The 22862-nt window shown below is 58.9% G+C and carries 23 protein-coding genes and 1 tRNA gene; 17 read left to right on the top strand and 7 right to left on the bottom strand.

From position 1 onward, the window contains the following. Window positions 1–101: 101 nt before the first annotated feature. The 3 genes from JMN22_RS23575 to JMN22_RS23585 all read left to right on the top strand — a co-directional run bounded on the left by JMN22_RS23575 (window position 102) and on the right by JMN22_RS23585 (window position 4292). A complete protein-coding gene (locus JMN22_RS23575) occupies window positions 102–1307 on the top strand; it encodes an acetyl-CoA C-acetyltransferase (protein ID WP_198797954.1) in 1206 nt (401 codons plus the stop codon). A gap of 25 nt (window positions 1308–1332) precedes the next feature. Beyond that, a complete protein-coding gene (locus JMN22_RS23580) occupies window positions 1333–3474 on the top strand; it encodes a 3-hydroxyacyl-CoA dehydrogenase NAD-binding domain-containing protein (RefSeq protein WP_198797955.1) in 2142 nt (713 codons plus the stop codon). An 83-nt stretch (window positions 3475–3557) separates the two neighbouring features. Then, window positions 3558–4292 (top strand): amidotransferase, encoded by a 735-nt coding sequence (locus JMN22_RS23585; RefSeq protein ID WP_030137753.1) that lies wholly within the window; start codon window positions 3558–3560, stop codon window positions 4290–4292. Window positions 4293–4382: 90 nt separating this feature from the next. Here JMN22_RS23585 and JMN22_RS23590 read toward each other — a convergent pair whose 3' ends face one another. From JMN22_RS23590 to JMN22_RS23600, 3 genes are all read right to left on the bottom strand, one after another. Next, window positions 4383–5354 (bottom strand): magnesium and cobalt transport protein CorA, encoded by a 972-nt coding sequence (locus JMN22_RS23590; RefSeq protein ID WP_030137754.1) that lies wholly within the window; start codon window positions 5352–5354, stop codon window positions 4383–4385. Between the two features lie 136 nt (window positions 5355–5490). Continuing rightward, window positions 5491–6213: a lysophospholipid acyltransferase family protein gene (locus JMN22_RS23595; protein WP_030137755.1), complete on the bottom strand. Its 723-nt coding sequence runs from the start codon at window positions 6211–6213 to the stop codon at window positions 5491–5493. A gap of 349 nt (window positions 6214–6562) precedes the next feature. Further along, window positions 6563–7252, bottom strand: coding sequence for a crotonase/enoyl-CoA hydratase family protein (locus JMN22_RS23600; RefSeq protein ID WP_030137756.1), 690 nt, complete (start codon window positions 7250–7252; stop codon window positions 6563–6565). Window positions 7253–7559: 307 nt separating this feature from the next. On the opposite strand from JMN22_RS23600, the gene JMN22_RS23605 reads away from it, so the two are divergent. The 3 genes from JMN22_RS23605 (at window position 7560) to JMN22_RS23615 (ending at window position 9515) form a co-directional block, all read left to right on the top strand. Beyond that, window positions 7560–7649, top strand: a tRNA-Ser gene (locus tag JMN22_RS23605). 226 nt (window positions 7650–7875) lie between these two features. Next, window positions 7876–8898, top strand: coding sequence for a UV damage endonuclease UvsE (locus JMN22_RS23610; protein ID WP_030137765.1), 1023 nt, complete (start codon window positions 7876–7878; stop codon window positions 8896–8898). A gap of 119 nt (window positions 8899–9017) precedes the next feature. Beyond that, the gene (locus tag JMN22_RS23615) at window positions 9018–9515 is read left to right on the top strand and encodes a nuclear transport factor 2 family protein (protein ID WP_236010397.1); all 498 of its coding nucleotides are present in this window, start codon (window positions 9018–9020) and stop codon (window positions 9513–9515) included. Between the two features lie 58 nt (window positions 9516–9573). Here JMN22_RS23615 and JMN22_RS23620 read toward each other — a convergent pair whose 3' ends face one another. Together JMN22_RS23620 and JMN22_RS23625 are read right to left on the bottom strand one after the other, a co-directional pair. Continuing rightward, window positions 9574–10488, bottom strand: a complete 915-nt coding sequence (locus tag JMN22_RS23620; RefSeq protein WP_030137767.1) for a hypothetical protein — start codon at window positions 10486–10488, stop codon at window positions 9574–9576. Window positions 10489–10804: 316 nt separating this feature from the next. Continuing rightward, complete coding sequence (locus JMN22_RS23625) at window positions 10805–11737, bottom strand: helix-turn-helix transcriptional regulator (protein ID WP_030137768.1); 933 nt, start codon at window positions 11735–11737, stop codon at window positions 10805–10807. A gap of 546 nt (window positions 11738–12283) precedes the next feature. Here JMN22_RS23625 and JMN22_RS23630 point away from each other — a divergent pair. The 8 genes from JMN22_RS23630 (at window position 12284) to JMN22_RS23665 (ending at window position 18877) form a co-directional block, all read left to right on the top strand. After that, complete coding sequence (locus JMN22_RS23630; RefSeq protein ID WP_198797956.1) at window positions 12284–13633, top strand: MFS transporter; 1350 nt, start codon at window positions 12284–12286, stop codon at window positions 13631–13633. A gap of 102 nt (window positions 13634–13735) precedes the next feature. Further along, window positions 13736–14431 (top strand): fumarylacetoacetate hydrolase family protein, encoded by a 696-nt coding sequence (locus JMN22_RS23635; protein WP_030137770.1) that lies wholly within the window; start codon window positions 13736–13738, stop codon window positions 14429–14431. A gap of 42 nt (window positions 14432–14473) precedes the next feature. Then, window positions 14474–15232 (top strand): SDR family oxidoreductase, encoded by a 759-nt coding sequence (locus JMN22_RS23640; protein ID WP_030137771.1) that lies wholly within the window; start codon window positions 14474–14476, stop codon window positions 15230–15232. A gap of 30 nt (window positions 15233–15262) precedes the next feature. After that, complete coding sequence (locus JMN22_RS23645) at window positions 15263–16219, top strand: 2-hydroxyacid dehydrogenase (protein ID WP_030137772.1); 957 nt, start codon at window positions 15263–15265, stop codon at window positions 16217–16219. A gap of 218 nt (window positions 16220–16437) precedes the next feature. Beyond that, the gene (locus JMN22_RS23650) at window positions 16438–16770 is read left to right on the top strand and encodes a type II toxin-antitoxin system HigB family toxin (protein WP_030137773.1); all 333 of its coding nucleotides are present in this window, start codon (window positions 16438–16440) and stop codon (window positions 16768–16770) included. Then, entirely contained in the window at window positions 16767–17408 is a 642-nt protein-coding gene (locus JMN22_RS23655; RefSeq protein ID WP_198797957.1) for a helix-turn-helix domain-containing protein, read from the top strand. The genes JMN22_RS23650 and JMN22_RS23655 overlap by 4 nt, the downstream gene beginning before the upstream one ends. A 261-nt stretch (window positions 17409–17669) precedes the next feature. Further along, entirely contained in the window at window positions 17670–18251 is a 582-nt protein-coding gene (locus tag JMN22_RS23660) for a hypothetical protein (protein ID WP_198797958.1), read from the top strand. Window positions 18252–18298: 47 nt separating this feature from the next. After that, entirely contained in the window at window positions 18299–18877 is a 579-nt protein-coding gene (locus JMN22_RS23665) for a GNAT family N-acetyltransferase (RefSeq protein WP_198797959.1), read from the top strand. Window positions 18878–19102: 225 nt separating this feature from the next. Here the strand turns inward: JMN22_RS23665 and JMN22_RS23670 are convergent, their stop codons facing one another. Next, the gene (locus JMN22_RS23670) at window positions 19103–19678 is read right to left on the bottom strand and encodes a nucleotidyltransferase family protein (protein WP_198797960.1); all 576 of its coding nucleotides are present in this window, start codon (window positions 19676–19678) and stop codon (window positions 19103–19105) included. Between the two features lie 97 nt (window positions 19679–19775). Between JMN22_RS23670 and JMN22_RS23675 the strand changes: the two genes are divergently transcribed. From JMN22_RS23675 to JMN22_RS23685, 3 genes are all read left to right on the top strand, one after another. Continuing rightward, window positions 19776–20264 carry a GNAT family N-acetyltransferase gene (locus JMN22_RS23675; RefSeq protein ID WP_030137778.1) on the top strand — a complete coding sequence of 163 codons (489 nt, stop codon included), beginning with the start codon at window positions 19776–19778 and terminating at the stop codon, window positions 20262–20264. A gap of 122 nt (window positions 20265–20386) precedes the next feature. Further along, complete coding sequence (locus JMN22_RS23680; RefSeq protein ID WP_198797961.1) at window positions 20387–21430, top strand: sterol desaturase family protein; 1044 nt, start codon at window positions 20387–20389, stop codon at window positions 21428–21430. Further along, complete coding sequence (locus JMN22_RS23685; protein ID WP_030137780.1) at window positions 21423–22046, top strand: SMI1/KNR4 family protein; 624 nt, start codon at window positions 21423–21425, stop codon at window positions 22044–22046. Before JMN22_RS23680 ends, JMN22_RS23685 begins: the two co-directional genes overlap by 8 nt. On the opposite strand, the gene JMN22_RS23690 is transcribed toward JMN22_RS23685, so the two are convergent. Further along, entirely contained in the window at window positions 21934–22704 is a 771-nt protein-coding gene (locus JMN22_RS23690; protein ID WP_198797973.1) for a phytanoyl-CoA dioxygenase family protein, read from the bottom strand. The two genes, JMN22_RS23685 and JMN22_RS23690, sit on opposite strands and share 113 nt — an antisense overlap. Window positions 22705–22862: the final 158 nt, after the last annotated feature.

A 22862-nucleotide genomic window follows, 5' to 3' on the forward strand; every position in this document is an offset into this window, starting at 1 on the left:
CGTGGCTGTCAACGTCGTTGAGCGCTGGAGTCATTGAATCCAGCGCCGCTGGGCTTATGGTTGCAGGTGTAGTTTTGTCCCCACGGCGGTTCGAGGATGTCATGACCGAAGCTTTTATTTTTGACGCATTACGCACGCCGCGTGGCAAAGGAAAACCTGACGGCGCCCTGTATACCGTCAAGCCGGTGAACCTGGTCAGCGGCCTGTTGACCGCGTTGCGCCAGCGTATGAGCCTGGACACGGGCCATGTGGACGACATCGTGCTCGGCTGCGTGACGCCGATAGGTGATCAAGGCGCGGATATCGCCAAAACCGCTGCCTTGGTGGCCGATTGGGATGTCAGCGTGCCCGGCGTGCAGCTCAACCGCTTTTGCGCCTCGGGCCTGGAAGCGGTGAACCTGGCTGCGATGAAAGTGCGTTCCGGTTTCGAAGACCTGGTGGTGGCTGGCGGCGTCGAGTCCATGTCACGGGTGCCGATGGGCAGCGATGCCGGCGCCTGGGCGTTGGACCCGCAGTCCAACCTGCATGGTCATTTCGTTCCCCAGGGCATCGGCGCCGACCTGATCGCTACCCTCGAAGGTTTCAGTCGCGAGGACGTCGACACCTTTGCATTGCAGTCCCAGCATAAAGCCGCGCGGGCGCGGGAAAACGGTTCGTTCGATAAATCCCTGGTGGCGGTGCGGGACCAGAGCGGCATCGTGCTGCTGGACCATGACGAGTTCATTCGCGCCGACTCGACGCTGGAAGGCCTGGGCAAACTCCGGCCGAGTTTCGAGGCGATGGGGCAGATGGGCTTCGACGCGACGGCGTTGCGGGTCTACAGCCATGTCGAACGGATCCATCACGTGCACACCCCAGGCAACAGCTCGGGCATCGTCGACGGCGCGGCGCTGATGCTCATCGGTTCCGAGGCAAAGGGACGCGAGCTGGGCCTGCAACCCCGGGCCCGAATCGTCGCTACCGCCGTCATCAGCACCGAGCCGACCATCATGCTCACCGGCCCGGCCCCGGCCACCCGCAAGTCCTTGGCGAAAGCCGGGCTGCGGGTCGAGGACATCGACTTGTTCGAGGTCAACGAAGCCTTCGCCTCGGTGGTGCTCAAATTCATCAAGGACATGGTCATCGACCCCGCCAAGGTCAACGTCAACGGCGGCTCCATCGCCATGGGCCATCCGCTGGGCGCCACCGGGTGCGCCATCCTCGGCACGCTGCTGGATGAGCTGGAGGCGCGTCGCCTGCGTTATGGCCTGGCGACGCTGTGTGTCGGCGGTGGCATGGGCATCGCCACCATCATCGAACGCCTCTGAGCCTGGATTTCAAGGAACATTTTTCATGACCGATGCCATTCGTTACGAAACCGGCCCGGACCGGATCGTCGTCCTGACGCTGGATATGCCAGGCCAGAGCGCCAACACCATGAACGCGATGTACCGCGAGGCGATGGCGGCCTGCGTTGCGCGTCTCGCCGTCGAGAAAGACTCGATCGCCGGCGTGATCATCACGTCGGCCAAGCAAACCTTTTTTGCCGGTGGCGACCTGAACGAGCTGATTCAGGTCGGACCATCCCAGGCCAAGGCCTTCTACGAAACCGTGCTGGGTCTCAAGGCACAACTGCGCACACTGGAAACCCTCGGCAAACCGGTGGTTGCCGCTATCAACGGTGCGGCCCTGGGCGGTGGCTGGGAAATCTGCCTCGCGTGTCATCACCGCGTGGCGCTGGATCACCCGTCGGTGCTGATCGGCCTGCCGGAAGTGACCCTTGGCCTGTTGCCGGGCGGCGGTGGCGTGGTGCGGATGGTGCGCTTGCTTGGTTTGGAAAAGGCATTGCCGTATCTGCTCGAAGGCAAGCGGATTCGACCGCAACAAGCACTGCAGGCCGGCCTGATCGATGAACTGGCGGCGGACCGCGACGACCTGCTTACCAAGGCTCGCGCCTGGATTCTCGCCAACCCGAGCGTAGTGCAACCTTGGGATACGAAAGGCTATCGGATTCCGGGCGGGACACCGTCCGATCCTGCCGTCGCCCAGACGCTGGCGATCGCACCTTCGATCCTGCGCAGCAAGACCCAGGGTTGCCTGCCGGCCCCGGAGAAAATTCTCTGCGCCGCAGTGGAAGGGGCGCAGGTGACGTTTGACGCGGCCCATCTGATCGAAACCCGTTACTTCACCGAACTGGTGACCGGCCAGGTGGCGAAGAACCTGATCGGCACCTTCTGGTTTCAACTCAACGAGATCAAGGCTGGCGGTTCCCGCCCACACGGTTTTGCGCCTTTTCTGACAAGAAAAGTCGCGGTGCTCGGCGCCGGGATGATGGGGGCGGGTATTGCCCATGTCAGTGCCGCAGCGGGCATAGAAGTGGTGCTCAAGGACATCGACCTGGCCGCCGCGCAAAAAGCCAAGGCTCGTTGCGCGACGCTGCTGGACAAGCAAGTCGCACGCGGCCAGCTCACCGCTGCTCAGCGTGACGCCACGTTGGCGCGAATCCACCCCACCGACAGCGATGCCGACCTGACCGGTTGCGAATTGATCATCGAGGCGGTCTTTGAGGACCGTGCCCTGAAGGCCAACGTGACTGCCGCAGCCCAAGCGGTGGCAGGGCCTGATGCGGTGATCGCGTCGAATACGTCAACTCTTCCCATCACCGGCCTGGCCAAGGCCATACCAGATGAAAGCAAATTTATCGGCCTGCATTTCTTCAGCCCGGTGGAAAAGATGCCCTTGGTCGAAATCATCCGGGGGGCTCGTACCAGCGATGAGACGCTAGCCCGAGCCTTCGATTTCGTCCGGCAAATCGACAAGACGCCCATTGTCGTCAACGACAGCCGTGGTTTTTTCACGTCGCGGGTGTTCGGTACCTTCATCCATGAAGGCATCGCCATGCTCGGCGAAGGCGTGAGTGCGCCGATGATCGAAACCGAGGCGCAAAAGGCCGGTATGCCGGTTGGGCCGTTGGCTGTTTCCGACGAAATTTCCCTCAGCCTGATGAGCCATATCCGCAAGCAAACCGCCCAAGACTTACAAGCGGAAGGGAAAACGCCGACGGAGCATCCCGCATTCGCCGTGATCGACCTGCTGCTCGAATACAAGCGACCGGGCAAGGCGGGCGGGGCCGGTTTCTACGAGTATCCAGAGCAAGGGCAGAAGTACCTCTGGCCGGTGCTCAAGGAGCGTTTCGAGAACACCGCCGGGCAAATCCAGGCTCAGGATATACGTGATCGACTGTTGTTCATCCAGGCCCTGGAAACCGTGCGTTGCGTGGAGGAAGGCGTCGTCACTTCAACGGCAGATGCCAATATTGGCTCGGTCCTTGGCATCGGATTCGCGTCTTGGACGGGAGGCGCGTTGCAGTTCATCAACCAGTACGGCTTGCCGGCATTTATCGCCCGCTGCCAATACTTGGCTGAACAATATGGCCAACGTTTCTCGCCGCCGGCCTTGTTGTTGGAAAAAGCCGCCAGGCACGCGCGGTTCTGACGGCGGGGGGCTTGCCTTGGGACGGTGTTTCAAGGCAGGCTCTGGGGTGTGCAATATTCCCATCATCGTGTCAGGTATTTTTTATGTCGCTACGCATCTGCATACTGGAAACCGATATCCTGCGTCCGGAACTGGTCGATCAATATCAGGGTTACGGGCAGATGTTCCAGCGCCTGTTCTCGCAACAGCCCATCGCGGCTGACTTCATCGTCTACAACGTGATGGAAGGGCAATACCCCAGCGATGACGAACAGTTCGACGCGTACCTGGTGACCGGCAGCAAGGCCGACTCCTTCGGCACCGATCCGTGGATCCAGACCCTCAAGACCTACCTCATGGACCGCTACCAGCGTGGCGACAAGTTGCTGGGCGTCTGCTTTGGTCATCAACTGTTGGCGTTGCTGCTGGGCGGCAAGACCGAACGGGCCAGCCAGGGTTGGGGTGTGGGCACCCATCGCTACACACTCGCGGCCAAGGCGCCGTGGATGAGCCCGGTGATGGAAGAGTTGACCCTGTTGATCAGTCATCAGGATCAGGTGACCGAGCTGCCGGAAAATGCCACGGTCATCGCCTCGAGCGATTTCTGCCCGTTCGCGGCCTATCACATCAATGACCAGGTCCTGTGCTTCCAGGGTCACCCGGAATTCATCCACGACTATTCCCGGGCCTTGCTGGAGATCCGCCAGCAGCACCTCGGCGAGAAGATCTACAGCCAGGGCGTGGCAAGCCTTGAACAGGAACACCACGGCACGACGGTGGCTGAATGGATGATGCGTTTCGTTGCGCACAAGCCGCAGGCCGAAGCGGCTCAGGGCTGATGCTCAGGTCGCTCCCGCACTTGATGATTGACCAAGTGTGGGAGCGAGCTTGCTCGCGATGAAGGTCGCGCAAATCCCACTGGAAAACACCTACAACCACCCCGACCGCTTGAAACTCCCCCACAACGCTGTACATCCCACAGCGATAAACCCGAGCACGGCGAAATACCCGTAATGCCAGCCCAACTCCGGCATGTTCTGGAAGTTCATCCCATAGATCCCGGCCACTGCGGTGGGAAACGCCAGGATGGCCGCCCAGGCCGCGAACTTGCGTTGCACCACGCTCTGGCGTGAAGCTTCGAGCAGCACGCCGATTTCGATGGTCTGGCTGGCGATGTCCGCCAGGGTCGCCAGGTCTTCCATCTGCCGCGTGACGTGGATCTGCACATCGCGGAAATACGGCCCCATGTTCTTGTCGATGAACGGAAAATCCAAGCGCTGCAGTTCTTCGCTGATCTCCACCATCGGCGCCGCGTAGCGACGCAGGCGCAGCACGTCGCGGCGCAGGCTGTGAAGGTTCTGGATGTCGCGCTCGTTCAGGGCGCTGCAGAGCACGTTGCGCTCAAGTTCATCGATCTCGGCATGAATGGCTTCGCCTACCGGCTGGTAGTTTTCAATGACGAAATCGAGAATCGCGTAGAGCACGAAATCCTCCCCATGTTCCAGCAGGAGTGGACGTGCCTCACAGCGCTGCCGGACATGGGCGTAGGAAGCCGAGTGACCGTTGCGGGCGGTGATGATGTAGCCCTTGCCGGCGAATATGTGGGTTTCGATGAACTGCAGCTTGCCGTCCTTGCGCACCGGCGAATACGTGACGATGAACAGCGCATCGCCAAAGGTCTCCAGCTTCGGACGACTGTGTTTCTCCATGGCGTCTTCGATCGCCAGCTCGTGCAGGTTGAACTGGCGTTGCAGGTTGGTCAGTTCCAGCGTGCTGGGCTCTTCGAGGCCGATCCAAACGAAATGTCCTGGTTTCGCAGCCCAGGCGCTGCCTTCGTCGAGGGTTATATTGGTGACTTTCTTACCGGCGCTATAAACCGCAGCCGCAACGACTCTACCCATGATGATGGTTCACTTCTTCTTGGAAATTGGCAGTGATACAGGCACCGTCCAGCTTAGCGCGCCATGTTGCTTGAGAGTCAGTGAAATTCGCTGGGTTCGCCGCAAAAGAAAACCCGCCGTATGGGCGGGTTTCCTGTCAGGCGACCTGCAACTGCCGGTCCATCGTGTCGATGCACGCTTGCATCTGCTCGCGGCATTGGGCGATGAGGCGGGGCATGTCCTCCATGCTCAGACCTGTTGTAGGAATCGCCGGCAGCGAGCGTATGAGAATGTCACCACTGCGCCAGCGATTAAGGCGCATGTGCTTGATATAGGTGCTGACACACACAGGGATAATCGGCACCCCGGCGGCAATCGCCATCTGAAATGCGCCTTTCTTGAACGGCAGCAACGCTTCGCCCAGGTTGCGCGTGCCTTCCGGGAATACCCAGATGGAGGTGTCCTCATGCTGCAGCGTATGGGTGGTGGTGAGCATCGCCTTGCGCGCCTTGATCGCATTGCCGCGGTCAATCAACACATTGCCCGCCAGCCAGAACAACTGACCGAACAGCGGCACCCATTTCAGGCTTTTCTTGCCAATGCACACCGTGCGGCGCGGCACCACATTACCGAATACGAACAGATCGTAGTTGGATTGATGATTGGCGATGATCACGCAGCTCTGGGATTTGTTTACCAGCGTGTCGACCTCGGCCTTGACCCGCAGGCGCAGGAACCACATGGCAGGCAACGCATACAGCCGGGCGCATAAACGGCTGTTGTCAGGGTTGAACGGCCGGCACAGGCCAAGAATCACACCCACCACCCCCGCCAGGACAAAATGCAGGCCCATCAAACACATACGCAACGTAAACAACATCAACAAGCCCCGCCGGGACAAAAGGTGGCGCAGTGTACGGATGTGCACTGTTTTCGGCAATTGCCCCTGTAGAGGTAGGAGATAGGCGATGTTTAAGCGTATGTTTCTAAATAGCGCGTAGAAAGCGGGTTAGAGCGGCCGCAGGGTCAGGTCCACCTTGGGTGGAAAAAGATCCGGTTGACCCGTGGCGGGGCGCCTGCTTTCACTTGGCCTGTAGGAGCTGACGAGTGCAACGAGGCTGCAATCTTTCACCTGACATTGGAATTTCAAGCGAACGGAAGACCAAAAGATTGCAGCCTTCGGCAGCTCCTACATGCCGCCGAACGGGAGCAAGCGCCCTCGCCACGGTTCAGCCCATATGCTCCTGATCCAGCAGAATCGCGCTGTCCAACGCATCCAGCAGCGCCTTGCGGACCTTGAGCTTGGTGTTCTTGTGGGCGGTCATGTTGATTTTCTTCAACTGACGCGCGGCTTCCAATGCCGCCGCCTGCAGCTCATCAGGCGAGACCACCTTGTCGAGGAAACCCGCGTCCACGGCGCTCTGCGGATTAAACATCTCGCCATTGATCACCGAACGGTGGAACGCCGACTTGCGCAAGCGATCGCGGGCCAGCTCGATACCGGCGTGGTGCATGGTCATGCCGATCTGCACTTCGTTCAGGCCGATGGTGAACGGCCCCTCGACACCAATGCGGTAATCCGCCGACAACAACAGGAACGCACCCTTGGCCACGGCATGCCCAGGGCACGCGACGACGACAGGGAAGGGGTGCGACAACAGGCGGCGGGCCAGGGTCGAGCCGGACGCCACCAGGCTTACCGCTTCCTTCGGGCCGGCAGTCATCACTTTCAAATCGTAACCGCCCGACAGAATCCCCGGCTGCCCGGTAATGATCACCACCGCGCGATCGGCCACCGCCTGGTCCAGCGCGGCGTTGAACGCGACGATCACATCAGGCGAAATGGCATTGACCTTGCCATTGTTCAAGGTCAGGGTCGCGATACCGTCTTCGAGATGGTAGGCAATCAGGTCGCTCATGACGCTATTCCTTGTAAGAGAAGTGGAGCAGACGTTACCCACCGTCGCAGGCCAGGTAAAGCGCCGTGACTGACTCACCGGTCAGCCCTGCCTTCTATAAACAGCCCGCCCCGCCCCAAGGGCCGCGCCTGTTTCCGTCGCGCGGCCCACAGACCAGGCCAGAGTTTGGCCGGTTTGCCATCCCCCAGCCGGTTTGAAACCCGGGCCAGCCTTAACCGCATGAAAATTCTGAAAAAAACCTTTGCCATCGCAAAGGCTTTCGACTACATTAGCGCGCCTCGACAGACTGAACAGTTTGCCGAGACACGGTGAAGTGTCCGAGTGGCTTAAGGAGCACGCCTGGAAAGTGTGTATACAGGAAACTGTATCGAGAGTTCGAATCTCTCCTTCACCGCCACATTCTACAAACACAAACCCCTGATTTTCCTAGAGAAAGTCGGGGGTTTGTGGTTTTTGGTGTCTGGAAAAGGGCGATATGGGAACAATCTGGGAACGGAGTCCTGACTTAGCGAAAACCGGCGCAACAGGCAAATTAGCTTCGTCACCCAATAGCCAATCCAAAAACGACAACTCAATCACCAGGATGTCTACCGCCGACACGGACTCAACGGCCAGGACCTCCCATGACCCACCCCCGCATCGGCTTCGCCTGCCAATACCGCCACCCTGATCGCGGCCTTTCTGCGGCTGCGTTAAAGACCATCGAAGCTCCCTTCAACCCCCGCACCACGACATTACGCTGGATGGACAGCGTCTCCGTGCAAATCGCCCGCGACAAGCTTCTGGAAATCGTCACGCACAATCTCGACGCGCAGTTGCGCCTCATCGCCTACGTCGCCGAGCTGCCACCGACCCTGCGCATGCTTCGACTGAGCAGCGACCTGTTGCCGTTCTACAGTCATCCGAAGGTGAGCGCTTTCTATCAAGACCCCGGCATCCAGCGCGAACTTGCCAAACGCTTCGCCGCCATTGGCGAGCTGGCGCGTTCAGCGGATATCCGGCTGTCCTTTCATCCCGGCCAGTACTGTGTGCTGGGCTCGGATAAACCGCCGGTGGTGGAAAACAGCCTCGCCGAGTTTGAATACCACGCCGACATGATCCGGATGATGGGCTTCGGTCGGCGTTTCCAGGATTTCAAATGCAACGTGCACATTGCCGGGCGGCTGGGGGGCGAGGGGATTCGTTCGGTCTGGCCGCGCTTGTCGGAGGTGTCGCGCAACTGCATCACGTTTGAAAACGAGGAAAAGGCCTACGGCGTGGATGATTGCCTGCAACTCGCCGACCTCGCCCCCGTCGTGCTGGACATTCATCACTGCTGGATCAATGAGAACGACTACATCGCGCCGGATTCCCCGCGAGTCCAACGCGTTATCGACAGTTGGCGCGGCGTTCGGCCCACGATGCATTACTCCCAGCCACCAGAGCGGCTACAGGAGTTGGGCTTCGATGCAGGCGACAAGCTTGAGATGGAGAACTTGTTGAAGGTCGTGTCCAAACGAGACCTGTACGGCCACAGCGCGCAGATGTGGAATCACTGGACGAACCAGTACGCCCTCGGTTTTTTGGACCGCTTCGACATCATGTTGGAAGCGAAGGATAAGAACGTGGCTGCGCTGGCGTTCTATGAAGACGTCCTGAATGGCTAAGACCAGGCTCGAATAGCATCAGGCAAGCGTCGAGCAGTATTAAGCAAAGGTTTCTGCGCGCATATCGTTAAGGTTCTTTTTAAAGAGCCTTAATCCATAGCATTGCTGCGAGAGACATCATGAAACTATCGATGAGTTCAGTCTTACATCTTCATGCCATTGTCCTGTGCCTGGCACTTTCGACATCGATCGCTGGAGCGTTGCCAACTTCAACCCAGCAAACCAATGCGACGCTGGTGCGCGAGGCATTCACAAATTGGCAGCAAGGCAAAGGCACGGTGTTCGATCTGCTTGCGCCCGATGCCAGATGGACCGTGGCGGGGACGAGCCCCGTTTCCGGTGTGTACGCCAGCAAGGCTGAGTTGGCCCAAGTCGTCCGGTCAATCACTGCGCGACTGGCAACGCCGATTGTCCCCACGGTGCAAAGCATCATTGCCGAGGATGACGTCGTGGTTGTTCTTTGGCATGGAAGGGCCACGGCGCTGGATCAGAAACCCTACAACAACACCTATCTGTGGCATATGACGTTCAAGAATGGGCAAGTCATCGAAGTGACCGCCTTCCTGGATACCTATGCTCTCGACGATCTCATGCACCGGGTCAAACTTGTCCCCTAGGGCTCTTCAGTGAAGTGGGAAGTCCGTTATTTATTATCAGTTCGATAGATAGGCCCGTTCATTGGGTCGCAGATCCGGATCCGGATCCAGATTGAATGCTCCTTGGGTCCAGATTTGTATAGGCTTTATCACAACGCGCCCTTAGCGCAGCGGGGAGGTCTTTTTTGAGGTTTGCATAAGTTTGATCCATGTCCAGACATACGTAAAACAGGTCATTTTGGCTCAAGATTTCAATAGCAATCTCTTTCACTTTTTCTGCGATAGCGCCTATCGTGGCCGCATCAGGTCGTCCGCCCTGCGCTGAATTCTCGGCGTTAGCGGTGGCTGCAACGATCGCGTTCTTGGCTCTTTCGATGGACGCGGTATATTCATCGATCTGTTTTTTTAATCCTTGACCTTCAGTCTCCGTTTTTTGAGCAGCTGTGAGTGCGTTGTACTTCGTTTCCGCCTCGACCTTGAGTTTTTGGTTCAGGGCGATAAGTTCCTGGTTTGCACCTATTGATGCCGAGCCCGACAACTTCACTGCTGGCGTTTGCAGAACGCCTGTGAGTTGTTCAATAGCCATGAGGGCGACGGTATTTCGTTGGTTGCGAGTCAACATCATTTGATAGGCAGGGCCGGAAATCCCTTTATTCGCATAACCTTGGCAGATGGCAAAAAGCTGATCGCGAAGGAGCTGAATCGAATGGGTTCTCAAGCCAATATTTGCACCTGCTTCTGAATAGGCGGCCGCCAGTTTTGCTACTTCCTGTTTCTCCACATTCATGGACGCAGCCAAGGTTTTCAAGGCATCGGGACTCGGTTCGGAGCACATGACCTGTATTTTTTTGGGATTACTGTCCACGGAGTCAATTTCTGAGTAAATAATGACTCTCTCTTCCGCTTCGAGCACTCTTGTGTGGGTCCATGTCGCGCAACCGGAAATTGTGCTGGCCATCAGTATGGTCAACGCCGTTATCGTGAATGAACTCATCAGACTCTTCCCTTTTGTCGTTAGTGCAACAGGTTGTTGGCTGGGCCGGGGGCGCAGCCAACTGGAGCTAATTGGTAGTCGTTACGATCGCCCGTGGTCGGTGTTTTTTCCGGGTGGGCTAAAGGGAAAACCAGAAAAGAGAACGGCGTCGCTCGATCCCGGTGTGAGCATTTGATATAGCAGCCGTGCTAGCGCAGTAATGCTCATCGTCGATCCCTCTTGGCGTGGAGGAATGTATAGTTCAGGTGGCGGCAATCTGCCAGTAGGTCGGGCGCAAATTAAATACTGGTGGAGACATCGCTTGATTAGCGTTTGATCAAGTATTCAACGGCAACTGCGGACTGTCCGGGTTCAACTGCTGCCGCCTGAACTGCCCTGGCGGTTGGCCGTGTATCTGGCGAAAACGCCTGGAGAAGTAAGCCTCGTCGGCGAAGCCACATAACCTCGCCACTTCGCCCACTGGCCGTGTTCCGTTGAGCAAGTAGTTGCGCGCCGCATGCATCCGGCGTTCGAGCACCAGTTCAGTGAAGGTCTTGCCGATTTCCTTGCGCAGCCAGTGGGTCAAGTACGTCGGCGACAGGTAGGTCGCCGCTGCCACTTTGATCAGGTTCAGGTCGGGGTCGGCGATGTTCTTGCGCAAATATTCGGACATCCTGCCCAATGCATCGCGTCGGCTGACTTCGGCGGCGTTCTCTTCGGCCAAGCGCTTGAGTGGTTCGGCATACAAGGCGCAGACGCTGCCGATCAGTTGCAGCAGCAAGCCCTTGAGCATCTCGCGTGTGCCGAACTGACGGTTCTCGTCCAATGCACGCATCTGTTCGATCAACGCACGTATCTTGGCAAATGCCTCGTCGCTCAGGACGAAGTCCAAGTGTTCCTGGAAGCGGAACGGCGACAGTTCAGGCGCCAGCAGAATCGAGACTTCTTCCAGGTCCATCGGGTCGCATTGCAAATGCGGAAGAAGGAAGGTCTGGGAAAAATTGATCACCACGAAATTGCTGTCCACCGGGTGCGGAATCACATGCACCCGGTGGGGCAGGATGAAGGCCAGGGTGTTGCGTGGGAACGGCCGCTGGACGTTGCCGATGTGTTGCACGGTGTCGCCGCCAAGGTTGATCTGGATCTGGAAATATTCGTGGCGGTGCGGGCTGGTTTCGGCGCGTCGTCCTTTTTTGTCGCGGATATAGAAGTCCGTCAATTCGCTGCGTTGTTGCATGACGTAAGTGGGGACTCGGTTCGGTAATGACATCGCCTTGGAATCCTCGACAAGCGCTTGATGACCGGATTGTGGCCAAGGGGACGTGGGATTTACAAGTGGTTATACGATGACATCAGGGAGGGGGCTTTTTTGTAGAGGGAGGCAATTGGAGAAGCTGTCCAAAATGACTGCGTTCATAATTGTTTGATTTTTTACTTAAAAAACAAAAGCTTATTATGAGAATAGAACACTGTCGGCAGTTACCGTATGCGCCGATTTTTTTGGACAGGTTTGTCCAACGTTGTTTTTGCAGGAAAAAATGATCTAACGCTCAGGTTGATTTCGATTGGTTGTACGACCACTGTTGGGGCAACGCAACCCGACCCATCCAAAAACAACCCAAGGTGCGCCCATCATGAACGTCCTCCCACTGCTCCCCGATCCTCCTGGCCAACGCTGTCGCCTGGCCGCTGCGAACGCCTGACAACGGCTGACCAAGCCCCCATCACGTTGTGATTGTCCTGCCCCGGAGATCGAGGGCAATGGCTTCGGCTGTCCGCAATATCTCGACCCTTCTAACAATAACGAGGTCCCCTCATGTCGAATTCACACACCTCCCAGACCACTGCGCCGCCAGGTATTGCCGACGCCCGGGATGCCGTGGCGTCCGAGCGTCTGCCGTCGCGGCGGCGCTGGTTCATGCTGTCGTTGCTGTTGATTGCAACGATCATCAACTACATAGACCGGGTGAATATTTCGATTGCCGCGCCATTCCTGGCCAAGGACCTGGGGCTCGACAAGATCGAAATGGGCCTGGTCTTCTCCGCGTTTGCCTGGACCTACGCGCTGGCCTTGGTACCCGCCGGCTTCATCGCCGATCGCTTCGGTTCCCGGTTCACCTACGGGGTGTCGCTGATCAGTTGGTCGACCGTCACCGTGTGCCAGGGGTTCGCCACGGGTTTCGCTTCGCTGTTCGGCTTGCGCCTGGCTGTCGGTGCGATGGAGGCACCGGCATTTCCTGCCAACAGCCGGGCGGTCACGGTGTGGTTTCCGGCGCGGGAAAGAGGCCTGGCCAGTAGCATCTACGTGTGTGGCCAGTACTTGGGAACGGCGCTGTTTACCGGTGCGCTGCTGTGGCTGGCGACGACCTACGATTGGCGGCACGTTTTCTACAGCACCGGTGCGCTTGGCATCGTCTTCGGCATCGCCTGGTTGTACCTGTACCGCGACCCGATGAACTGCAAGAAGGTCAGCAAAGAAGAACTCAAATACATCGAAGCCGGGGGAGGGCTGGTCAAGAGCAGCCAGGAGCGCACCCGGTTCAACTGGCGGCAGATCGTCGAGCTGTTCAGCTACCGCCAGGTCTGGGCGATTTGCATCGGCAAGTTCGCCAGCACGTCGGCGTTGTATTTCTTCCTGACCTGGTTCCCGACGTACCTGATCGAGGAGCGCCACCTGACCATGATCAAGGCCGGGATCTTCGCGGTGCTGCCGTTCGTGGGCGCGACGGTGGGCATCTTGCTGGCCGGGATCATTTCCGACTTGTTGATCCGCCGCGGCTATTCGTTGTCGTTCGCCCGCAAGTTGCCGCTGGTGGTGGGATCAATGCTGGGCATGTCCATCGTCCTGGTGAATTTCACCGACTCGAACGTGATCTGCATTGCGGTATTGACCGTCGCCTTTTTCGCCCAAGGGATCGCGTCCTCCTCGTGGGCGGCGGTGTCGGAAGTCGCCCCCAAGGAGTTGATCGGGCTGACCGGTGGGATAACCAGCCTGGCCGCCAACATCGGCGGCATCGTCACGCCCATCGTGATTGGCGCGATCGTCCACAAGACCGGCTCGTTTGCCTTGGCCTTCTGGTTCATCGGTGGCGTGGCGCTGGTCGGCACCTTGTCTTATTCCTTGCTGCTCGGCCGTTTGTATCGCATCGAATTGAAGGCGCGCTGAGCACAGGAAAAAACTGTTTTTTTCCAATACGAGGCGGCATTCGTCCAACTTTGTCGGGAAATGCCGCCGTACGCTGATGCTTCCAACAGGACTTTCAACAGGATGAACATGCCCGAATACGTCTTTACTCCGGATTTGCCCGTCGCCCTGCCGGTGATCGGCACCTCTCAGCGTTTTCCCGTTGGCCGGGTGTTTTGTGTCGGTCGCAATTATCCGTGGCCAGACGCCCAGGGCGGCCAGGACCGCCTGCCTCCGGTGTTTTTCATGAAACCGTCCAGCTGTGTGATCGATGCGGTCGGGGAGGTGCCTTTTCCGACGATGACAGAAGCGTTCGTCCACGAAATCGAATTGGTCGTCGCCATCGGCGAGGGCGGTGCGAATATCCCGGAGAGCCAGGCCCTGGCGTATGTCTGGGGGTACGCGGCCGGGCTTGACCTGACGCGACGCGACGTCCAGCTGGCGGCCAAGCGCGACGGCCTGCCCTGGGAAGGGGCCAAGGTGTTCGATGGCGCTGCGCCAATGACCGCCATCGTGCCGGTCTCCAGGGCAGGGCATCCGGATGGCGAACTTTGGTTGAGCGTGAACGGCCAGGAGCGCCAGCGTGACAGCCTCGACAACCAGATCTGGTCGGTCAGTGAAATGATCAGCAGGATTTCCCAATCGGTGGCGCTGCGGGCCGGCGACCTGATCATGACGGGCAGCCCGTCCGGTGTTGATGTGTTGCATCCAGGCGACGTGATCAACGCCGGCATCGATGGCGTCGGGCAGTTGGAAGTGCGCGTCGGCCCGCGCCTCTGAACCCGGCCTCGCCGTACCGATTTTTTAAAAGGAATACACGACATGTCGAACACTTTGAAAGTTGCCCTGGTGACCGGCGCCGGTAGCGGGATCGGCCGCGCCGTGGCCTTGGGGCTGTTGCAGGATGGGTACACCCTGGTCCTGGCGGGACGCCGCGCGGAACCGTTGCAGGCGTTGGTCGACCTGGCGGCAACCGAGGGGCGCGTAGCGCTGGCGGTACCGACTGACGTGCGGGATCCGGCCAGCGTAGATGCGCTGTTCGCCACCGTCGAAGAGGTCTACGGACGCCTGGACGTCATCTTCAATAACGCCGGGGTCAATGCCCCCGCCGTGCCGCTGGATGAACTGACGTTCGAGCAGTGGCGAAACGTGATCGATACCAACCTCAACGGTGTTTTCCTGTGTGCCCGTGGCGCCTTCGGCCTGATGCGCCGACAGCAACCACAGGGCGGACGCATCATCAACAACGGTTCGATTTCGGCGCACACCCCACGACCGTTCAGCAGCGCCTACACCGCGAGCAAACATGCGGTGCTGGGCCTGACCAAATCCCTGGCCTTGGACGGGCGCGAGTACAACATCGCCTGCAGCCAGATCGACATCGGCAACGCCCTCACCGAAATGTCCGAGCGCATGACCAGGGGCGTACGCCAGGCCAACGGGAGCATCGCGGTGGAACCCATGGTGGACGTCAAGCACGTGGCTGATGCCGTTCGTTATATGGCCGGCCTACCGCTGTCGGCTAACGTCCTGAACATGACCGTCATGGCCACGGCCATGCCGTTTGCCGGTCGCGGTTGAGCCCGCCTTCCAATTCGTCACGAGGTCACTATGAAGCCAGAAGTCTTGCAACTCAGCCCGATCCTGATTCCCGAAATTAATGCCCGGCTCAATGAGCTGTTCACCGTTCGACGCTATTTCGAACAGGCCGACAAACCCGCCTACTTGCGCGAGCACGGCGGCAACATTCGCGGCGTGATCACGGGTGGGCACACGGGCATCAGCCAAGCGCTCATGGCACAACTCCCCAGGCTGGAAATCGTTGCGGTCAACGGCGTGGGCACTGATGCGGTGGACCTGGCCTATGCCCGGGATCGCGGAATCCGCGTGACAGCCACCATTGGTGCGCTGACGGAAGACGTTGCCGACCTGGCCATTGGCTTGTTGATTGCCGTGTGTCGCGGGGTATGCACCGGTGACCGCTACGTGCGCTCCGGCCAGTGGCCCCAGAGCCCGACGCCACTGGCCCCGCTGCCGTTGGCGCGGCAGGTGTCCGGCATGCGCATCGGCATCGTCGGCATGGGGCGGGTCGGTCGCGCCGTGGCAACCCGAGCCGCCGCGTTCGGTTGCCCGATCAGCTATACCGACCTGCGGCCCATGGGCGACGTGAACCACACCTTCGTGGCTGACCTGGAGCAACTGGCCCGCGACAGCGACGCCCTGATCCTCGCGGCGGCCGCCGACAAGGCTGAAGCCATCATCGATGCCAAGGTGCTGCGTGCCTTGGGCAAGGGCGGTTACCTGATCAACGTTGCACGCGGGAAACTGGTCGACGAGGCCGACCTGGTGGCAGCGCTGGCCGCGGGAGACATCGCCGGTGCGGCGCTGGATGTGTTTGTCGAGGAACCGCACGTGCCTGAGGCATTGTTCGGCAATGAACAGGTCGTGCTGCAACCCCACCGCGCCAGTGCGACATTGCAGACCCGCACGCGGATGGGGGAGATGGTGGTGGCGAGCCTGGTGGACAGTTTTGCGGGAAGAGTGCCGCAGGGGTGTGTGACGGAGTAAAAGGTTTGCCCCTTCAGGGGCGCTGGTTGCCAGATTTTCAGGCGGGTTGGGTCGGCAGGGTTCATTTTGTCTCTGGATGTGTAGGCGATAACCCGCTGACCCCAATGCAGCCGGCGCGAATCGCCTAAGTGTCATAGCATGCGTCCCACTACTGCCAATCAATCAGAGTTGTTAAAAAACACAACTAGAGTACCATCGGCCCAAAGACAAGGACGCCCATGGATATACTCACGCCATCACGTTTTGACGACGCTGCGATTCGGTACCCCAACGACAAGGCCGGTCTTGATCGTTGCCTGCGCATTTTGAGGATGGCGCGCCCCAAGGCGTTCGCGGACCTGCAAAAGCTTTTCGGTACCCACGGCGTTGACTTGTTCAAGCCCAGGGCCGCAATGAATTGGGTGGTGATCGACGTAGGCGGCAATAATCTCAGGGTGATAGGCGGCGTCAACTATGCCCGGCAGAAGTTCTACGTCAAACACATCTACACGCATGCCGATTACGACGTTGCCAACAGTTGGTATGCAAGGAACAAAGGGACAAGACGATGAGCGCAGCCCGGAACGACTTTCAAACCATGATCGCGACGCTTGGTGAACTGCACGCCGTGCTGGATCGCCTGCGCGGTGAGTTTGTACACGGCATCAGGACCCCCGCCGACTATGAACGGGCGACGGACTTGCTCGATGAACTCACCGACGGGCGCGAGCTGAGCAAGGTCGAGGAGCGGATTCTCGTTGAGCTTGAGGACGAAATCCTGGCCTACCAGCGCGACTCCGCCCAGTTTCGTGAATTGAATGCTGCTTTTGAGGCGACCTGCACGCCTGTGCAACTGATCAAGGACCTGATGGAGACGCACGGACTCACCGGTTCCGACCTTCCTGAAATCGGTGACAAAACAGCGGTGTCCAAAGTGCTCAATGGCGATCGGCCGATCAGTCACAAGATGGCTTATGCGCTGTCAGAGCGGTTTGGGATGGAGCCGGGTGCGTTCCTGTCGGCGACCTCGGCAAAGCTGGCGGCTCATATTGAAACTGTCTCTCTATCTGTCAATAAAACCTCAGGTCATTACGTCTTGCATGAGAACGCTTTGCCCGCCTATTCAGTGGAAGAGGCCGGTGCCGGTGAATACAAAGTGGTGACCCCGAAGGGCCGCACGAAGGCAGCCAAAAAGCCGGAAAAGGGGTAGGGCAATCGTCTGCTGATCAAGAGGCAGGGAAGTTTGTCGAGCCCGTGTCGTCAGGATGACCTGCACCGGCCAGCTCAGCGTCGCTACTACCGCGAGGACCAGCCCAGAGATGAGGTTCAATGAGCGTGGGGCATCACGCGTGCGCCCCGATACATCGGCCATTGCGGCGCGTCCCCGAACCCTCTATAAAATCCCGCGCTGGCATCGCGTTCCTCTCGACCGTCGTCGGCCCTGGATATCTGACCTGCATGGAGCATCATCGTGAGCCAAGCGCCGCGCCCCCTCAACCTCCGAATCAACAATTACCCGCGCAATACGCTCTGCGTCCTGCGACATATTTGGAGCCTCACCTTACTGACCCTGCTCGCCGGCTGCGGAGCGCTGTCGGATGTCCGCTCTTTCTCCACCCCTTACTCAACACCCGGCGGTGGCGAGACAGCACGCTTGCGAGTGATCAGCGACGGCATGGTCAGGGCGGTACCCAAATCCGATTGCGTGGACTTCCGGCTGCCGGGCGCCGGGGTCATGGTGGCGTTCCGGGATGGCTACGCCAATCGCAATGGTGAAAGCCTGGGCATGCCAGCCGTTGACAAGCACCCAGCCTCGACGGTGATGACTGAGCTACTGGTGCCGGCCGGGCAACCCATCGCTTTTCATTACATCGGTGCGCAATGCTACAACATGTTCAGTTTTGTTCCTGAGGCAGGGAAGGATTACCAACTGGACGCCGCAGGCCGTTACACCTGCGGGGTTACCCTCAGGAAAATCTCGGCGGGGATGAAGGAGCTTCCTCCTTCATCATTGAAGAACAGCAAACTGTGCAGGGTGACGGACAATCTTTAGGGTGCCCCCCCCAGGATAGCCATCGGTATTGAAAAGGAATCTTCATCGTGGAATCTACCCCCACGTTCCAAACCCGCCGCCTCATTCTCACGCCCCTTGAACTGACGGACGCACCGGCAATTCAAAGGCTATTCCCACATTGGGAAGTGGTCCGCTACCTCGACAGTCGCGTGCCCTGGCCTTACCCGGATGACGGCGCGCTGACCTACGTGCGTGACCATGCGCTGCCTGCTGTCGCCGCCGGAAGCGAGTGGCACTGGATGATCCGTATTACCGAAGATCCCGCGCAATGCATCGGCAGCATCAGCCTGTACGACCAGCCAGGTAACAACCGAGGCTTCTGGCTGGCGCCGCAATGGCAGGGAAAAGGCTACATGCGCGAGGCTTGCGAGGCGATCAATGCCTATTGGTTCGAAGCGCTGGAGCGTCCGGTCATGCGAGTGCCGAAGGCGGTGGGCAACCTGGCTTCGCGCAGGATTTCGGAGCACGAGGGGATGCGCATGATCGGGACGCAGCAGGGGGATTTTGTTTGTGGGTCGTTGCTCAAGGAGGTTTGGGAGCTGACGCGTGAGGAGTGGTCCAGGAACGAAGCTGCGCAAAAGATACGCCCGTTTTTACCCGAATGAGCCCAGGTGGGAGCGGCTATCCGCCGCCGATCTGCCGTGGGAGCGAGCCTGCTCGCGAAGGCGGCAGCAAGTACATGCGTAGTCTTAATAGATACACACTCCGTGGCGAGGGAGCTTGCTCCCGCTCGGCGGCGTCGCCGTCGGCAGACCGTTGAAGCTGTTTTTCTGAAAAAACGTTTTGGGACGGCTTCGCCACCCAGCGGGAGCAAGCTCCCTTGCCACGGATTATGGAGATTTGCATCCTTTCTCCAGAATCCTGAGCCACGGCCAGCGAGCCTGATAACTCTTCGCCTTTTCATCGAACAAATCTGGCTGTGGATTCTTTGGGTTGATACGAAGAACGCCTTGCTCCACGTCATCCAAGCCGTAAGGCGCATAAACTTCGCCTGTTCCTACATCCAGTCCAATACACGTACCCGCAACCAGATAGCGATCAACGCCGTCCTTGGCCGACTGAAGTTGAGGGTAGGGCTTGCCAAACCGCTGGCCGTACCAAAGGTGAACGCGAGCCTGGTTCTTGACCTCGATGTTGACGTCGAGATCCTGGAAAAGACGTTGGGCGGCGTTGATCACTTGATTCTCGGCTTCCCAGGACAGGTCGGCGTCGAAGTAGAAAACATCGTAATCCTTCACGCCCCAGGCCGTTGGCCGCTGCGACTGATGATTCCAAACGGCCTGGAACAGGCAGCCTGCGGTGAGCATGCATTGGTTCAAACCGAGCGAAGGCAGGCGCGCGGTGATGCAGGCGTTGATTGGATTGGTCATGGCTATGCTGACCAAGCGTTCGACGGTCAATGTCATATCTATCCTTGGAATCGATCTGGTCCTGGCACACCGAGAGACGGTTGAGCAAAATCAGCTGAGCTAAAATCCCAGCACATGACCTCAAGGACGCCCGATGAAATTGCAAAGTAGGCCAGTGACGGCTGATGACATCAAGACTATCTGTAGCTTTGCGCTGGATGCCCGGGAACTGTTTTATATGTTCCCGAAAGCCCAATACCCTCTGACTGAAGTTCAGTTGGCTGACGCTATCGCTCAACGACTCGATTCGACGGTCGTCGAGGTCGGGAACCGTATTGTCGGTTTTGCTAATTTCTATCGGGCTGAAACAGGTGGAGCCTGCTGTATCGGCAACGTCATCGTTGCCCAAGATGCCCGAGGTCAAGGCGTTGCAACTTTCCTCGTGAACACGATGACAGCCTTGGCGTTCGACCACTATGACGCCACTGAGGTGCGCATATCCTGCTTCAACGAAAATACGGCAGGCCTGCTACTTTATCCAAAGCTGGGTTTCTTGCCCTTTGCTGTTGAAGAGCGAGTTTCTCCAGATCATCGTAGGACCGCACTCATCCACATGCGTCGTGGTAGAGGGGGCCAAGCATGATTTTTTCTCTGCCGCGTCCTGCATTTTGCTTTGAGCAGCCAACTCTGGAAAAAGACTGAAAACTCAAGCTCGCCCAACGCGACTGATTTACAATACCGCTCCTTCGGCAGAGGCTTGCGTTCGTGGATGCGTTTTCCCTTGTGTATCACCACCTGAGCGCATGGGTAATCGCACCCATCACCCAGCAGTTCCTCAGCATTTTCAACCTGAACGGCCGGTTCGGAATTCTGTTTCTCTGCGCCTCGTACGGCGTCGCCTATAGCCTGTTTCGTTATAGGAAGCGCCGTCGCCTGACCGAGGCTTGTTCGTTCTGGCAATTCATAGGTGGTAGCCGAGTGAATCTGCATCGCTCGGCGCTGCTGGACTATCGGTACTACTTCGTCCAGGCGATTCTCAAGGTTGCCTTGGTGCTGCCCATTGTCCACTTGGTCGATCCGTATATCCTGCGCTCTGGAGATTATTCGGCTTTTTTCAATAATCTGTGGGGCGCGCGTCCGCACCTGGGGGAAAACCTTTCGCTTGCATTGCTCTATGGGCTGGGGGTGTTCCTGGTGAAGGATTTCGTCCATTACTGGGGGCACCGGGCGTTTCACTCTCGCTGGCTCTGGGCGTTTCACAAGGTGCATCATTCGGCACCCGTGCTGGTACCGGCCACGGCGAGCCGGGTGCATTTTGTCGAGAAGATCGTCGAGAAGCTTGGCGTCACTGCCTGCCTGGGCCTCTTCGCGGGTGCTTTCTGGTACGCCTGTGGTGGTGAGGTCAGCCGTTACACGTTGTTCGGCGTGACGTACCTGGTGTTTATCTTCAATAGCCTGGCGGCGAATCTGCGTCACACCCATGTCTGGCTGTCCTTCGGCCCGGCGCTGGAACATGTGCTGAACAGCCCGGCGCAACACCAGATCCACCACAGCGATGCACCGCGTCATTTCAACCGCAATTTCGGCGTCAACCTGTCGCTGTGGGATTGGATGTTCGGCACGCTCTATGTCACCAGCACTCGGCCCGAGCCCTTGCGTTTCGGTATTGGAGGACAAGATCATCACCGGTACCTGACGGTTTATGGCCTGATTGTCACGCCTTTCTTCGAAACTGCTCGCAAGTGCCTGCGCGCGCTGAGGGCGACTGATAGCGGGTCCTCAACACCGTTGCGAGATATTAATGACTGACTACCGTGGACTCATCCTCGACGACACCCGTGAAGGCGCCACCGAACATGCCATTGCGCAACTGGAGGCCAGCCTGGGTGCCCGCTTGCCGGGCGACTATCGCGAATTTCTCAAGACCTGCAACGGCGCTTACCTGGAATACGATGTGCTGGCCAGGTTGGCCAATGGCGATGAGGAATTGCTCAGTTTTTCGCTGTACGGGCTGGATCCGGACAAAGGGTATGAATCCAATCCCTTTGAACTGGAGCAACTGCGCACCCAGCCCGGCTTCCCCGCGACGGGATTGTTGCCGATCGGTCGCGACGGCGGCGCGAGTGTCTTGCTGCTGGATCTGCGGGAGGGGCGCCAGGACGTGGCGGCGATGGTGGCGGGCTTGCCTGCCTGGACTGGGCGCCGTCAGCAAGGTGATGAATACGTGGTGCTGGCCGATTCTTTCAATGGTTACCTGGACTCGCTGTTTCTCTCGCAAGAGCGGATCGAGGAGCACATCAATCATTTCATGATCAGTCCTGAGAGCATCGAGGCGACATTGGAGTGGCTGGACAAGGGGAGTCCAGGGTGGCGGGAGCGATGTCGGGCGTTGTGGAATGCGAGGGTCGTGGATCGGCTGATTTGAAGCCTGGTTCGAATCGATCCCGGGTGTCCATGCGAATATTGCGCAGCCCCACGGTTTCCAGGTGTGACGCGTATAATGCCTCTGAGAAATAGCTGATCAGAATGGAGCGTCGGCGTTTGCCGGTCAGGTTCAGGCTGCCCGCATGCACCAGATCGACATCGAATACCAGGATGTCACCGGCACGGCCGCAAAGCTGTATGGAGCGTGACTCGTCGTGGAAGTCGAAAGGTAGTGCGTCCGACACGGGGCGATGGCTGCCAGGAACGAGCCGTGTCGCGCCGTTCTCGGGGCCGTAATCGTCAAAAAAAGCCAGGGCGACGGCGATGTCGCCTGGCCGCTGGGCCGACAAGTCGCGGTGCAACTGCTGGTGGCCGCCATTGGCAACGGGCTCGCGTCCTTCCACTTGCGAAAGGAAGAACCGCTCGCCGATCAACTCGCCCGCGACCGCCAAAAGCTGGGGCAACCGACACACGGCCTGGATCTTCGGGTCGTCGTCCAGCATCGAATAGCGCCAATCCCTGTCACGCGGCACGGGCCATTGCTCCGACGGCCTCACACCTGCATCGAACACGGCGCGAAGATGGTCCAGCCATTCGGTCGGGATGGCTTGGTGGAGCAGGGCGTAGCCCTCTCGGTGGAGTTGTTTGCGGTCGGGCATGGTTTTCGAGACGTCCATGTGTGGGCATCTGGAAGGTTAGTATTCCGATCAGGAAACCGCTGAACCCCTGTGGCGGGGGGGGGTGGGGGCCCGGGGGGGGGGGGGGCGCCCAAAAAAGGCCCCGACGCCCCCCCCCCGGGGCCCACACCCACCCCCCC

The sequence above is a fragment of the Pseudomonas sp. HB05 genome (genome assembly GCF_016756915.1).
In the GTDB taxonomy this organism is placed as follows: Bacteria; Pseudomonadota; Gammaproteobacteria; order Pseudomonadales; family Pseudomonadaceae; genus Aquipseudomonas; species Aquipseudomonas alvandae.

Coding starts and splice junctions, on each gene's coding strand:
- JMN22_RS23575 (WP_198797954.1), top strand. CDS start 102: ATGACCGAAGCTTTTATTTTTGACGCATTACGCACGCCGCGTGGCAAA.
- JMN22_RS23580 (WP_198797955.1), top strand. CDS start 1,333: ATGACCGATGCCATTCGTTACGAAACCGGCCCGGACCGGATCGTCGTC.
- JMN22_RS23585 (WP_030137753.1), top strand. CDS start 3,558: ATGTCGCTACGCATCTGCATACTGGAAACCGATATCCTGCGTCCGGAA.
- JMN22_RS23590 (WP_030137754.1), bottom strand. CDS start 5,354: ATGGGTAGAGTCGTTGCGGCTGCGGTTTATAGCGCCGGTAAGAAAGTC.
- JMN22_RS23595 (WP_030137755.1), bottom strand. CDS start 6,213: ATGTTGTTTACGTTGCGTATGTGTTTGATGGGCCTGCATTTTGTCCTG.
- JMN22_RS23600 (WP_030137756.1), bottom strand. CDS start 7,252: ATGAGCGACCTGATTGCCTACCATCTCGAAGACGGTATCGCGACCCTG.
- JMN22_RS23610 (WP_030137765.1), top strand. CDS start 7,876: ATGACCCACCCCCGCATCGGCTTCGCCTGCCAATACCGCCACCCTGAT.
- JMN22_RS23615 (WP_236010397.1), top strand. CDS start 9,018: ATGAAACTATCGATGAGTTCAGTCTTACATCTTCATGCCATTGTCCTG.
- JMN22_RS23620 (WP_030137767.1), bottom strand. CDS start 10,488: ATGAGTTCATTCACGATAACGGCGTTGACCATACTGATGGCCAGCACA.
- JMN22_RS23625 (WP_030137768.1), bottom strand. CDS start 11,737: ATGTCATTACCGAACCGAGTCCCCACTTACGTCATGCAACAACGCAGC.
- JMN22_RS23630 (WP_198797956.1), top strand. CDS start 12,284: ATGTCGAATTCACACACCTCCCAGACCACTGCGCCGCCAGGTATTGCC.
- JMN22_RS23635 (WP_030137770.1), top strand. CDS start 13,736: ATGAACATGCCCGAATACGTCTTTACTCCGGATTTGCCCGTCGCCCTG.
- JMN22_RS23640 (WP_030137771.1), top strand. CDS start 14,474: ATGTCGAACACTTTGAAAGTTGCCCTGGTGACCGGCGCCGGTAGCGGG.
- JMN22_RS23645 (WP_030137772.1), top strand. CDS start 15,263: ATGAAGCCAGAAGTCTTGCAACTCAGCCCGATCCTGATTCCCGAAATT.
- JMN22_RS23650 (WP_030137773.1), top strand. CDS start 16,438: ATGGATATACTCACGCCATCACGTTTTGACGACGCTGCGATTCGGTAC.
- JMN22_RS23655 (WP_198797957.1), top strand. CDS start 16,767: ATGAGCGCAGCCCGGAACGACTTTCAAACCATGATCGCGACGCTTGGT.
- JMN22_RS23670 (WP_198797960.1), bottom strand. CDS start 19,678: ATGACATTGACCGTCGAACGCTTGGTCAGCATAGCCATGACCAATCCA.
- JMN22_RS23675 (WP_030137778.1), top strand. CDS start 19,776: ATGAAATTGCAAAGTAGGCCAGTGACGGCTGATGACATCAAGACTATC.
- JMN22_RS23685 (WP_030137780.1), top strand. CDS start 21,423: ATGACTGACTACCGTGGACTCATCCTCGACGACACCCGTGAAGGCGCC.
- JMN22_RS23690 (WP_198797973.1), bottom strand. CDS start 22,704: ATGCCCGACCGCAAACAACTCCACCGAGAGGGCTACGCCCTGCTCCAC.